Here is a 13038-nt window from a genome sequence, read left to right as displayed (position 1 = left end):
GTCGTCGGCTGGAGCATGGCGAAGTCTTTCTTCGCCCGCTGGCATTGATACATCCAACAAGTTCTGTCTCCGGAAAAGAGAACATGCTAAAAGAATATCGCGCCGCGAGGGGGCTGTGATGCGTTATCTCCTCACATTCGCGATACTGAGCCTCTTCCTGCCAATCAGGCTCGAGACGGGTCTTGTATTGCTGCGTCCGTTCGAGCTGATCGTATTGCTGATGCTCGTGATTGGCATGGCGACGGGTCGTTGGCGAAATCTGGCTTTTTCAGCCGGTTTTCTACTGCTCCTGCCCTTCCTGGGCTGGCACATGGTCTCGGCCTTCAGCGTGGACGCAGAGAACGGCCTGCGCGAGCTGTTGCAGATGACCATTGTGGGCGCCTTTGCGTTCGCCATCGCACAGGAGGCTAGATGGCTCGAGACGCAGAAGGCCGTCAACATCTTGCTTTTCGGCATGGTGCTGATTCTCGCCTATACGATCACCTGGCATGTCGCCCATGGCTACTCGGTCGGTTGGAAGCATCTGGTCGATCCGAGGCTCGCGTTCACCTTCCTTCCAATTGCGCTCGCAGGGCTCCTCCTCTTCGTCAACCGGGGCAAGCGGCGCACCCTTTGGTTTGTATGGGCGGGGATACTTCCCCTGCTCGTGCTATCTGGGGAACGCAAGGCGTTTTTGATCTATCTCTTTCTGACCGCCGCGCTTCTGATGCGAGGACGGCTCGCTGCCATGGTACCAGCGATCGCTGCCGGCTTCGTGGCACTTTTCGTGCTGTCGACCACGATAGATAACGCCTATGTCGAGAAGCAAATGCAGACCATCCTCGATCCGCTGAGCATGGGGCAATACGACTATCTGGCCGCGACAGGGAAATATGCCCCTGGAGACACCCCGAGCAATGTCCAGCGCGCGTTTGCTTTCATTCTGTCCAGACAACTCATCTCCGAACATCCACTCATGGGCGTGGGCACGAACCAATTCAAGAATATTATCGATACGGAGTTCAGCGGACTTCCTGACGAGTTGCGGCTGGGGATACATGGCGAGTTTCAACGCATCCTCACCGAGAACGGCATCATTGGGCTCAGCCTCTACATTCCCATATGGATTGCTGCATGGTTTCGCTTAAGCCGTACTCTAAGCTGGGCCCTTTCTCACGGATTGATCGGAGCGGCCCAGGCACGGCTTCTGCCCCTCGTGATCCTTGTTCCTTGCGCCTTTTACGTTGGAACAGAAGCCTCCGGCACACGAGCTTTCGTCACGCTAATCCTTGTCTCGCTCCTGCCTGAATTGACGCGGCACGGGCTTTGCCTATCATTACACAGGATACGGAGGAGCCACCCCAGGAGCATAAGGCATCCTCGATTTCTCGGGAGCCCCTTGCTAGGAAACACAAGATGAGTGTGTCGGTTATCCTGACATGCCACAATGAAGAACGCTTCATTGTGCAGGCAGTGGAAAGCGTGATCAATCAGACCGCGTCGAGCCGAATCAAAGAGATCATCATTGTCAATGACGGCTCGACCGACGGCTCGGCGGAGGTCATCGCGGCGCTGGCTCGCAGGGAGCCGCGCGTACATGTCCTGACGACGGCGGGTATCGGGCTTTCATCGGCGAGGAATCTTGCCATCAGACATGCTGCCGGCGATCTTATTGCAATTCTCGACGGCGATGATCTCTGGGCTGAGGACAAGCTTGAGCGTCAATTGGCCATCTTTGACAATGGCTGCAAGGCGGGTCTTATCTACGGTGATTTTGTCGATTTTTCCGCTCCGGATCTTTCCGATGCTTTACACGTTGCCGTTCGCCGCTATCGCGCGGGCCAATGCGATACGTTGCCGACATATTTTCTGCTTGATGGGCCGATTATTCCTTCCAGCATGGTTATGCGGCGGGAGATGGTCGAAGATATTGGGTTATTCAACGAGGCATTCAGGGCTGGAGAGGATACGGAGTTTTGTATGCGCGCAGCCGAGCGTTGGACATTTCAACATGTGGCCGAAGCACTCGTCTACAAACGGCGCCATGGCTCGAACATAACCCGCAGACTCGACGCGCTTCTGCCGGCAGCCGAGGGCCTCACGCGAGAATGGGTCATGCGACGGCCGGAGCTTGCGCACCTCGCGCGCCGACGCAACGCGCGTTTTTACGGGAAAGCCGGCAATGATTGCGTGGCTCAAGGCGAAAAGAAACTCGGAGCGCGCTTACTCATTCGGGCGATGCGGCACGATCCATTGTCCTGGCGGGTGTACGTTTATTTTTTTCTTTGCGCCCTGCCGAGGGGCATGGATCCGCAGGTGCGCCGTGCAGCCAAGCTGTTGTTCTACCGCGCCTTGCGCAAAGACTTTGCTGACGGCTCTTAAAGATGCTGGCGGAATGGGGAGAGGTCGAGCATCTCATGCGGCAGCCGGGAAATCCTTCCGTACCGATTATTCTGTACCGCCGCGGCGCGACCATCACGGAGGCGAAATCAGAGCTCTCTGGCGCGCGAGCTGCCGAGTATCCGGTTGTGCATGGTCAGCCGGCACTGATCGATTTCTCTTGCAGTCTCGTGCGTGCCGATGTGCTGACGGCAAGTGGGATCTCAGCCATAAACAGGCGGCCGAACTGGCTGAGGATCACCAAGGGGTGGCTCTTCGGAACTGCGAATCTCAGCGCGCGCAACGTTGTCAGCTTTCGCGATCACGTTCTCTCCCATGGGATTGAGCGCCCCCTCGTGCTCATGATCGGCGCCGCAACCAAGGGGGCTGGGACTGATGGCCTTTATGAAACCGAAGCCGTTCGACAGATTGCATTCGACATCTACCCGTCCGCATACACGCATTTCATCGCGGACGCTCATCAGATTCCGCTTGCCAGCGGCTCGGTGGACGGCGTCTGCATTCAGGCGGTCCTCGAGCATGTGATTAACCCGGAACAGGTCGTTTCAGAGATATCTCGCGTGCTCAAGCCCGGCGGTCTCGTCTACGCCGAGACACCGTTCATGCAGCAAGTGCATGAGGGCGCATATGATTTTACGCGCTTCACTGAGGTCGGACATCGCTGGCTGTTCCGGAATTTCGAAACGATCAGTCGCGGAGCGCTCGGTGGACCCGGCTTGTCACTCTACTGGGCGGCGAAATATTTCATACGTGGCCTTACCCGGAGCCGGTGGCTTGGTGACGTCTTTAGTCTTCCCTTCGCGCTGGCCGCGCTCATGGACGGCATGATCAGAGAGGATCACAAGATTGACGGCAGCAATGGGGCCTATTTCCTGGGAAGGCTCACCGGAACCAGTATCTCATTAAGCAGCATTGTCGACGAATATCGGGGTGCTCAACGCTAGTAACGGGAATGGCGATATTGTCTGAGTTGCTGGCGATTTCCTGGAGGAGTTCGAGGTTCTCGCCGATCAGCGTTGCGACGTATTCGATCGTGTAGACCATGGTTGGGCGTGCCATCAGACGGCCTCTTGCCGAGTGTTTCCGGCGGGCTTCCAATTCCATATGGCAGCAGTTCCGGTAGTCTGGATACGGGGATGTTCGGGTCCGGGCGAGGACATCCGCCAGCCAAGCCTGAGTGCCGATGTCGTACATCTTTGCCGTAACGATCAGCGAATGAACGCACCGCGATCTCCACCGCGCTGCGATGCGGCGAAGAGCCATGCCTTTCGCCCCAGAGCGATACCCGCGCAGAACGCGCTCGGCGGCATTGTTAACAAAGGCGTCAACGAGCTCGAACGTGTATCGGTGCAGCTCGCCGAGCTTGATAAAACTCTCGCCAAACAATCGCTCAAGGATCACGAGCTCTCCGGTTGATGACAATACCGCGGGCTTCCGTGGTTGCTTCAACAATCCTTTCATCGTTAGGCGATATTCATTGGTTCCCGACTCCGGAAAAGCTGAGCAGCTACTTTGTCCTCGGGCTCAGCCCCATTTCAGCTCCGGAAACGTCGCGCCTGCACAGGTTGTCCAGTCGAAGGTGCGTGCCCGTGATTTGGCAAGAGCACCGTCGCGCTCACGCAGTTCTGCATTGGCCACATAGGTTGCTATCGCGCGGGCCATCGCGTTCACGTCCTCCGGGGGCACCAGCACACCAGTGGAGCCCATGACCTCGGGTATGCCGCCGACGGCCGTCGCTATCGAAGGACACCCTTGCGCACCGGCCTCAACCAACACTAGCCCGAAGCCCTCGATCTTTCCCTGTAGCTCTCGTGCGAACAATGTGTGGCACGCCGCACGGCGGTACAAGCGCTTTAAGTCGTCGTCGGACAGCCTACCGGTAGCGATCACTGGAACACGAGCTCGTGCCGCTTCATCCAATATCTTTGAGGCATAGGCCTGATCTTCGGCCCGTCCAGCCATCACAAAGATCGGATTGTCTAATCCGTATTCATCGCGCGCGCTCGCGATAGCCCGGACAGTTTCCAACTGGCCCTTCCGAGGCTCGACACGTCCGACTGCGCAAATGACGCTTGCAGCTTGTGGTACAGCTGCAAGTTGCGGGTGTTCAAAATTCCCATGGATTGGCTGAAACCACATGGGATCCACGCCGAGATAGGTGACGACACCCTTCCGGGGCATTCCAAAACTTTCGGAAAAGATCCGCAGCGTCGCATGTGAGTTGGCGAAAACGACCTCTGCTCCTTCGTAGGCGCGGCGTACAAACCGAAAAAGGATAGAACCGGTCCTGAATTTGCTGACTTCGCTGCCATGAATCATCGCTCGATACCCTCTGCGATGGAACGGTCGTAGCACAAATGTCACTAGTACACTGCGTATGTCGGCGGCCAAAAACAACCTGTCCTTCGGAACGTTGCGCAGAATAGAAAGCGCCCGCAGCGCCCCGAATGGAGAAATCCGATGATGCCGCAGAATGCGATGGGTATCCGGCTCCTGGGGAACGGCAGGAAGGTCAGGATAGGCAGGCGCTATGACGGTCGCAGCGTGGCCACCAGCACGAACGATGTCGACCAACCGTCCGGCGTATGTTCCGATGCCACCAGGAAATGGATGATATTCGCACGTCATCAGGATGATGCCGTGCGGAGGCTGAGATATCATGGGTCAAGAACTCCCAAGGCCGCCCGCCTCGCCTTTAGCCGATATGAGGGGATACTGTAGGCGGGCTGCCTGCTCCACAACTAGGCCTGGTAATACTGACTATAGCGTTCACTGTAAAATTCGGCGCTGCCGAACTTTTGGTACCGCTTGATTCCTTTGATATCGACCTTGTTGAGCAGAACGCCGATGCATTTATCCGCCAGGATCGGGTTGTTGTCGAGGGTTTCGCGCACGAACGTACGAGCGGTCACACCCCATTCAACAACCAGAACAAGGCCGTCGAGGTGCTGGATAAAGGACCTCACGTCCGCGACTGGAGCCAACGGGGGCAAATCAACGACAACGTAATTGAACATAGGGCCGACCTTGAGCAGAAAGTCCCCCATTTTCTCGATAGGCTGCACAGTGTTTGCGAGCTTTTGTTGGCTCTGGTTCACGCCGGGCAGGAACCTCAATGGCAATGACTGATGCGCCAGCAAGTCTCTCGGATTGAATTCTCCAGCCAACAAGTTGGCCAGGCCTCGTTCCCAGCCGTTGGCTAACATAGGGGACAAGCCAGGGTTGTGGATATCGGCATCGATCAACAACGTCTTACAACGCTGCATAGCAAGAACCATCGCTAAATTAGCAGCGACCAGAGACTTCCCTTCTCCCGGGAGGCAAGAAACGATGCCGAGCGCCTTGGTGCTCTTCCTTGGTAACTCGACGTCAACAGCGACTTTCACCGTTCGCATCACTTCAGCGAATTCCGAGCGCGGATGTTGCTCTACCCAGTTGAAAGCGCTGTTCCCCACCTCGATGAATGACGGCTCTCCGGCAGCACGATCGTGCTTCTCTCGGTGAATTGGCTTCCCATCCAGCAAGGGGATCATTCCGAGCGTCTGAAGTCCGAGCTCATCGCGCACTTGAGCCGTCGTGCGGAAAAAGCGCTCACGGTACTCCCGAATTCCGCCCACACCGGCGCCAACCATGCCGGCGGCCACGACGCAGAACGCCAACGTAAGACTCCTGTTCGGAGAACTCGGACTGCTGGGGGTTGGTGCCTCCGAGATAGTCCGCGCCTCCGTCAACGCCATCGAAAGGTTCTGCAGGCTCGCTTGGTACTGCTGCAGGACCTGCTCATATTGCGACTTGAGAGAGGACGCCTCAAGTTCGAGCTGGCGCAAGGTAACCAGCGTTTCCTTGGTCAGCGTATTGTCTGTTCGAAACCTGTGGATTGCGAGCTCGGCATCGACCGATCGCTTCCGCACCGTCTCGAGCTCTTCCGCCAGTGCGCCGCGAGCTCGGATAATCGATTCGTCTTTGGCTCCGACTTGGTCAGAAATATAGATTTCTGCATACTTACTGGCTATTTTTTGCGCCATTTCGGGGCTAGGCGACCGAAATTGGACTTCCAGAATGTATGAAAGCCCTACACGAGCTACCGTTATATTCTCAGCCAGAATGCCAAATGCCTGCCATCGAGGATCGGGTCCTTGCGCGGCACTCGATTTCACCGGCGCTCCACTTGCTTCGGAACTGCCGATGAATGGCCACCGAGCGACCGATCCTGTGAGACTGTTGAGCAATGAATATGGCGCCGACAAGAAAGAGCGATTGGTAGCAAGACCGAGGCTGTCAACGACCTTTAGCCCGATGCGATCGGAAAGCAACAATTCGACCTGACTCAGCATCATCGGGTCAAGCTGTGCGGAGCTTCCGCTCTCTGTCAACTGCGTTACGATGGATGGCTGGTTCTTGTCGATCAGGATTCTGGCCGACGACTCGTACAAGGGCACCTCGGCCCAAAGATACGCCAGCCCCAGCACAAGTCCTGCGAGCGCGCATGTAAGGACGAACCTCAACTGCCGTCGCGCTGCCGCCACGAGTGTTTCGAGATCAATCGTTCCCCACTGAGGACCGCCGAATGTGAAGGCAGAATCCGGGTGCTTTTCAACTTCGCGGAGCATAAGCCTTCAAACCCGTGCGATGAGACTGGCAGCGCATTGGCAGTAACGAACACCATACCACATTGTCTGGCTGAATGTCTGCAAATTCAGTATCGATGCCCGCGGAGCACAGCCACACCGCTCGGGGCGGGCATCAGCCCGCTCTTCGCCAAAGGCGTGACTCCTGACCTCGATGCAATAAACGAAACCTCACGCGGCCCATGCTCGGACTGCCGCAATTCCGCTGCATGTCGTAAGCTCCAATTGAAGGAAGAAATTGAGTCGTGTTGCCAAATGGCAAAACATCTGAGCAAGAGATTCCGGGGCTCAGGTTGAGCCTATCCTGCGGGAAACAAGGATGTCGATTGGAATGGCTCGTCGATCACAGGCGCGCGATAACGATCACCGCAAGGGTCCTGCGCGCATCTGGCGCCTCGCGGAAAGCCTCTCCGATGCCAGAATAAGACAGGCTGCAGTCACATTTTGTTTCGTGGTTTGGAGTGTCATCTTGGTGATCATCCTGCTCTAGCAGCCAGAGCCTATAAAGGCGGAGGGGGCCCGCCTCACTTACTAAGTGGCTCGGCAGTTGTTCCCTTTCGGCTCATCGCGCGATGCGTGATTTCGGAGTCACCGATTCTTTGGAGACCGAGCGCCACACTAGCACTATGACAGCAACAAAGTACCCGATCTGTATCAAGATCCCACAAATTAACGTTTGGACAAACGTGCTCCAGAGGGAGGCGGTGAGCAAATATGTAGTGATGCCGAATGCCAACAGTACTATGATAAGGCCTCGCAAAAAAGGCAAAAAGGACATCGCCGTCCCACTCGCAGCCGCTGACGTGACGCGCTCCTTGGCTATCCAGGCCTCAGCGCGTTAACCATCATAACATATCGGAACGGGTCAGAGCGACCGATATATTAGCAGGTGCGAATAAAGCCACACCAAACGGTGCCAGGACGCTTGCTTCCAGGCGACCAACTCCCGTTCGACCATCCACGGCTTCTCGGCCGTCGACCACCGCCGCCGTCGCTCGCGGCCGTTCAGGATCTCAATCTTCGGAATGCTACCAGTCATAGACACGACATTACTCCTATCCCTTATCAAGATGGAGATCGTGTCCGGTTCATTCGGGGGCTATTTCATACGGATCCCCTCCGAGGCCATACCTTGTTAGCGTGCGCAATGCACATCAAACCAATCATGCCAGACAGGGTCAGGATCACCGGTGTGGCCAAGATCAAAGGCAAGCCACGTAAATGCAACTTCCTTCATTTGCCGCCACGGGCCATCAGTCTCATCACCGAATGGACCCGAGGAGCCGTAGGCAGACTGTTTCTTTGCAACATTCTCTGGTGCACGGCGACCCAGCATACGTCGAACACGACTTCGCAATGGTCTTAGATTTCGGGACCATTTTTTTGCCTGATCGGGGCTATAGCTTAGCTGCCGAAGATCCTCCTGCGCAATCAGTTTGAAACGCGAATAGCCGAGATTGTGCATAAAGAACAGATCCTCCAAACGGCTCTTCTCAAACGAGACGAATTGAGGGAGATCGTTTGGGTCAAGTGCCTCCAAGCAGAAATGATCTGCAGTCTCGATATCAACCTTGAGGTAATAGGGTGTTCCAAACTCGGCCAAGATGTCGTTCATCGGTCGGCAAGTGACCTGGATCTCATGAGACGTGTTGTTGCACATCTCCGCATTTTGCCTATCGAACGAGTTGAGCTCGGGATTGCTACTGATCCAAAATGAGGCTTGTCCGTGACTTGGCCCAATCGCAGCCTCCACGACGTGAACTTGGCCTTTTTCGATCTCAGCAGCAAACCGTTTTCGCCCTGCTTCCGCTTGCGCAGGGTCTGCCTCAATCGCCACCACACGATAGCCTTGGCTCATATAGAACGCCGTATCATCGCCATTATGCATGCCGACGTCATAAACCAAGTCGCGGTCCACGTTGCCCTCCTAAGGAGATGAGGTCAAAGCAAGGTATTAAGTTAATAAGTTGGCCCGCGTTCTGCCTAAATCACCCTTCCGAAGGAGAGTAGCATTAGGGTCTTGACGAAACTATCATTAGCATGACCCGCCCGCCTGATATCCGGTCGACCTCCGACCGCGAAATACGGGATAGGTTGTTCATCACGTCGCGCAAATGGCGCAACTTCGCCTCGGCGGATGAATTCTAGGCTTGTCATCTGCGTCCCCCAATAAGCAGCACGACACCAAGAGCATCGCGAACGATAGCAAAAGCGTGATCACCGCGATCGCGGTGGCCGCCGGAAGTTGTATTCTTGCAGCCGGATGACGATCAGAGTGTGCGATCTGGTAATATCGTCTGCCTTGTTGCCGTTGTTCAGAGCGTAAATTCGCCTCAAAGGAATGGCGTTGTGAAAAAGGTCTGCGTCGATGTCATGCTTGAGCATTGCGGGGTGATCGCGAATGTTGAATAGATCGGTGCGCTGGATACGGGCAGGCAGCTGCGCTGCGCTCGCATGCGTGTTTTTGTTGTTCGCATACGCGAATCCGTCGAATGGCCTTGCCCGAGCAGAGGAGTACAACGTCAGCGAGTACCGTCTGCAGACTGGCGACGTGATCGGCTTCGCTGTCATAGGCTATCCCGAGATGCAAAAGCGAGCTGTGATCGACCAAAGCGGTGTAATTGTGTTGCCCGCCTTAGGCCCCCTAAACGTTCTCGGGAAGACAATAGAGGATGTTCGCAAGGAGGTAATTGAGGTTTTAAAACCAAAATCCCTTCCGCAACGATCCGCCGACGGCACTGAGACTTGGACTGGTTTTTACCCGGATCAGATTGTAGTTGATATTGAGGAATACCGACCCGTCTATATTGACGGGGACATTGCCTCTCCTGGGATTCAGCCCTTCAGACCAGGCATGACTGTCCGACAGGCCGTGGCGGCTGGCGGCGGCTACCAGCTCGGTCGCGGTGAGCTTCAAAACCCTGAAATGACAGCAGCGGACCTTGGCGGCCGCCTCCACATTCTGCGTATCAGGTACCAGGAAAGCGAAATCAAAGCTGCTCGCATAGAGGCGCAGCTGAGCGGCGCCAGAGCGATTGAGCTTCCGGACGCAGAACGTGACCCGAGCCTCGAACCTCGTCGCGACGAAGCTTTGCAGCAGGAGGGGAAGCATCTTGAAGCTGTCTATGCGGATCAGGAGAAGGAGCGCGCTTCAATTAAGTTGGCCGCAACCAAGGCGGCGGAACGAATGGGCTATTTGAAGGAGCAGCAGAAGGCGGATCAAGCGGGCGCAGCCGCAGATGCGGCGGAACTTGTTCGCCTCAAGAAGCTGTTCGAAAAAGGTCTGATCCAGATCACTAGTGTCAACAATGCTCAACGCGCAGTGCTCTTGTCAGCGACCCGCGCTTTGCAAACCAACGCTGAGATCGCTCAACTTGAACGCGACCAAGGGGATTTGCAGCGCAGTCTTGATAAGTTTATCGACCAGGGTCGAATCGACCTGTTGGCTGACTTGCAGGCTGAACGCGCGGCGATGAACCAAATGCGCGCTGAGATGGATTCATTGACCAAACAAATCGCCTACGTGATGCAGATGCGCAGCGACCTTGTAGGCGAAGGGGACCGAATTACGATCGGTGTAACCCGCTCCACTGACGGACGGGCAGCGACGACCGAGGCGACTGAAGATACTCTGCTTGCTCCGGGTGACACCATCACAATTACGCTGGAGGCCCCACCAGGAGCGGCGGTCGCGAACTAAACAATTAAATATTGTATAGAGGCGGCGCGTAGTTGCACGTGTCCTATGGAAATGTGGTCCGGGCCAAGATCGTTTTGGTGGCCGCTCAGGGTCCGCGCAATGACGTGACTGCCGCGTGCGCCATCAAAGCCTGGGATCAAGCATCTAGCCTCACACAGTTCGGGCTCGGCACGCCCGAACAGGGACGCGCTCACCTCTCCAGGTAAATCTTTTCATAAAGAGGCCGAGGCTCGGCGTTTCGCATCCGTTTCACTCGAACCTTGATCCAGCGAGGAACCAGCCCCCGGCAGAAGACGTCGACCGTGTGAGGCAGACGTGAAATGGCCGTGCGCGGCTCCAGGACAAAGAGCTTCTTCGACAGGCACCAGGCTGCGGAAAGCCGCCCTTGAACCAAAGCTCTCACGGCAAGCCCATTGATCGTGTCAAGCAGATGGGCATTGAGATCGCTCCCAAATTGCGGATATTTCTCACGAAACTCGGCTATGACAATTTCATACGAACGAAACATCTGCATGACATCGCTCGACATGTTGCCGATCGTCCTCCGGTAACCCACTAGATGTTGTGGCACGACACGAAACTCGTAATTCTCCGCTATTCTGAGGCACATTAGAAAATCTTCGCAGCCTTGTGCGTTCCTCGCCCTCAGGGAAGGATCAAACTGTCCTGCCCGCTCGAATGCGGAGCGACGTACAAGCATCGAACTTCCGTTACCGACAAAGTTGTTTCTGCACATGCGTTGCAGCACGCGACCCTCAGCATCGGGCTGTTTGAAGGAAAATATCCGACCGTGCTCGTCGATCTCCGCAAACCAGCAATATGCCAGGCCAGCTGACGAGCCTCCTTCCTGCAGGACGCGCAGTTGCAGTGCGATTTTGGATGGAGCCCAAAGATCATCCGCGTCCACGAACGCTAGAAACTCCGCATCGGTGGCAGCGGCGCCGCTGTTGCGTGCGTGCGCAACACCTGCGTTCGGCTGCCTGAAAAGGCTTATACGCCGATCTTGCTCGGCATAGGCGGCCACGATTGACGCGGACCGGTCCGTCGACCCATCATCCACTACGATAATGTCCAGCGCCTGGTGGCTCTGCTGGCAGATGCTGGTCAGCGTCGGGAGAATGGTTCTCTCGGCATTGAACATGGGCACCACGACGCCTATCATAGTGGCATTGTGCTGGCTCATTTGCCTTAGTCTTCTCTCACGACGTGGTAAAATGGCACATCAGGGCCGGTAGTTCCATCAGATTTCACTACTTTAGCTGATGAGGATTCAACCGCGGCGGCCCAGCGGCAAGGCAGAGGCCCCGGCGAGTTCCACTCAGCACTCCCGGAAGCGATAAAGTAGCGGCTTCCGGACTTTAGCTGGATATTTAGGAACCGCCCCAGTCGAGATCGCCGGCTGCCCACGCAGCACGCGATTCAGCCGTTCATCCTTCAATCACCGCGATCCAGGACATACCGTTATGGCGGCATGTCATCGGATCTCCAGGGCCGCCGCCGATATCGACCAGGCGCAAGGCCAAAATTGCCTCCGGTCGCCGTGTGCCACCCGCAACTGGAAACGATGACGGGCGTTGCTGTGACGAACAGGATATAAGCGTATCTGGCAGCAAGCCTGGTTGAAGAAAGCCCGACGGTCATGAAGCCAATGAACGAAGAGCACCTCGCAGTGCTGCGCAGGCACATGGTCGAGATGATTGCAATCCATACCGACCTTGCAAGCGAGGAGCTCGGCAAGGCGGCGCTCGATGAACGGGTGATGGCAGCGATGCAGCAGGTGCCGCGCCATCTGTTCGTGCCAAGCTCGGTCGCGCCTTATGCCTACCAGGACATGCCACTGCCGATCGGCTTCGACAAAACCGTCTCGCAGCCGTTCATCGTCGCGCTCATGACCGATCTCCTTGCTCTCCAACCGCACGAGGCGGTGCTCGAGATCGGCACCGGCCTGGGCTACCAAACCGCAATCCTCGCGGAACTCGCCGGGCACGTTTGGAGCGTCGAAATCATCGAGGAATTCGCAAGCCATGCCGAGGCTCTGCTGCAGGACCTCGGTCTATCCAATGTTAGCATTCGTGTCGGGGACGGGTCTCGCGGCTGGCCAGAGCACGCCCCATTCGACAAGATCCTGGTCAGCGTCGCGGCGGGGCGGGCGCCGCCGGCTTTGCTCGAGCAGCTCAAGCCGGGGGGCCGCCTGGTTATGCCTGTAGGCCCTGAACAAGGGCAGTTGCTGACGGTCATCGACAAGGATTCGGCAGGACAACTGAAGACCCGCAAAATCATCCCGGTTCGCTTCAGCCGGCTCGAAACGGTCTAACGAGGGGGACAACGGGC

Annotated in this window: 11 protein-coding genes and 2 pseudogenes; 7 read left to right on the top strand and 6 right to left on the bottom strand. The window is 56.5% G+C overall.

The window, feature by feature from the left end; all coding sequences use genetic code 11:
- Positions 1 to 118 precede the first annotated feature (118 nt).
- Genes AC0L2V_RS07995 through AC0L2V_RS07985 form a run of 3 tightly spaced genes read left to right on the top strand, consistent with a single transcriptional unit; the run spans position 119 to position 3323 of the window.
- A complete protein-coding gene (locus AC0L2V_RS07995; protein WP_473519835.1) occupies positions 119 to 1399 on the top strand; it encodes an O-antigen ligase family protein in 1281 nt (426 codons plus the stop codon).
- A complete protein-coding gene (locus AC0L2V_RS07990) occupies positions 1396 to 2361 on the top strand; it encodes a glycosyltransferase family 2 protein (RefSeq protein ID WP_473519834.1) in 966 nt (321 codons plus the stop codon). The genes AC0L2V_RS07995 and AC0L2V_RS07990 overlap by 4 nt, the downstream gene beginning before the upstream one ends.
- A 2-nt stretch (positions 2362 to 2363) precedes the next feature.
- On the top strand, positions 2364 to 3323 hold the full coding sequence (locus AC0L2V_RS07985) for a class I SAM-dependent methyltransferase (RefSeq protein WP_473519833.1): 960 nt from the start codon (positions 2364 to 2366) through the stop codon (positions 3321 to 3323).
- Between the two features lie 114 nt (positions 3324 to 3437).
- On the opposite strand, the pseudogene AC0L2V_RS07980 reads toward AC0L2V_RS07985, so the two are convergent.
- Positions 3438 to 3693 (bottom strand): annotated as a pseudogene (locus AC0L2V_RS07980) (transposase domain-containing protein); the annotation flags it as partial.
- Here AC0L2V_RS07980 and AC0L2V_RS07975 point away from each other — a divergent pair.
- The gene (locus AC0L2V_RS07975) at positions 3595 to 3795 is read left to right on the top strand and encodes a hypothetical protein (RefSeq protein ID WP_473519895.1); all 201 of its coding nucleotides are present in this window, start codon (positions 3595 to 3597) and stop codon (positions 3793 to 3795) included. The pseudogene AC0L2V_RS07980 and the gene AC0L2V_RS07975 overlap by 99 nt on opposite strands.
- Positions 3795 to 3896, top strand: a pseudogene (locus tag AC0L2V_RS07970) (IS110 family transposase); the annotation flags it as partial. The gene AC0L2V_RS07975 and the pseudogene AC0L2V_RS07970, both read left to right, overlap by 1 nt.
- A gap of 7 nt (positions 3897 to 3903) precedes the next feature.
- Here the strand turns inward: AC0L2V_RS07970 and AC0L2V_RS07965 are convergent.
- From AC0L2V_RS07965 to AC0L2V_RS07950, 4 genes are all read right to left on the bottom strand, one after another.
- Positions 3904 to 5040 (bottom strand): glycosyltransferase family 4 protein, encoded by a 1137-nt coding sequence (locus tag AC0L2V_RS07965; protein ID WP_473519832.1) that lies wholly within the window; start codon positions 5038 to 5040, stop codon positions 3904 to 3906.
- An 80-nt stretch (positions 5041 to 5120) separates the two neighbouring features.
- On the bottom strand, positions 5121 to 6989 hold the full coding sequence (locus AC0L2V_RS07960) for a Wzz/FepE/Etk N-terminal domain-containing protein (protein WP_473519831.1): 1869 nt from the start codon (positions 6987 to 6989) through the stop codon (positions 5121 to 5123).
- A 580-nt stretch (positions 6990 to 7569) separates the two neighbouring features.
- Positions 7570 to 7785, bottom strand: coding sequence for an exopolysaccharide production repressor protein (locus AC0L2V_RS07955; RefSeq protein WP_473519830.1), 216 nt, complete (start codon positions 7783 to 7785; stop codon positions 7570 to 7572).
- 357 nt (positions 7786 to 8142) lie between these two features.
- Positions 8143 to 8925, bottom strand: coding sequence for an FkbM family methyltransferase (locus tag AC0L2V_RS07950; protein ID WP_473519829.1), 783 nt, complete (start codon positions 8923 to 8925; stop codon positions 8143 to 8145).
- Positions 8926 to 9408: 483 nt separating this feature from the next.
- On the opposite strand from AC0L2V_RS07950, the gene AC0L2V_RS07945 reads away from it, so the two are divergent.
- Positions 9409 to 10707: a polysaccharide biosynthesis/export family protein gene (locus AC0L2V_RS07945; RefSeq protein ID WP_473519828.1), complete on the top strand. Its 1299-nt coding sequence runs from the start codon at positions 9409 to 9411 to the stop codon at positions 10705 to 10707.
- A 190-nt stretch (positions 10708 to 10897) separates the two neighbouring features.
- Here the strand turns inward: AC0L2V_RS07945 and AC0L2V_RS07940 are convergent, their stop codons facing one another.
- A complete protein-coding gene (locus tag AC0L2V_RS07940) occupies positions 10898 to 11890 on the bottom strand; it encodes a glycosyltransferase family 2 protein (protein WP_473519827.1) in 993 nt (330 codons plus the stop codon).
- A gap of 456 nt (positions 11891 to 12346) precedes the next feature.
- Here AC0L2V_RS07940 and AC0L2V_RS07935 point away from each other — a divergent pair, with 456 nt between their 5' ends.
- Positions 12347 to 13021 carry a protein-L-isoaspartate(D-aspartate) O-methyltransferase gene (locus tag AC0L2V_RS07935; RefSeq protein WP_473509634.1) on the top strand — a complete coding sequence of 225 codons (675 nt, stop codon included), beginning with the start codon at positions 12347 to 12349 and terminating at the stop codon, positions 13019 to 13021.
- Positions 13022 to 13038 lie beyond the last annotated feature (17 nt).

Source organism: Mesorhizobium sp. WSM4814 (genome assembly GCF_055811595.1).
Note: the sequence above shows the minus strand (reverse complement) of the source record. Positions and strands in the feature narration are given on the sequence as shown.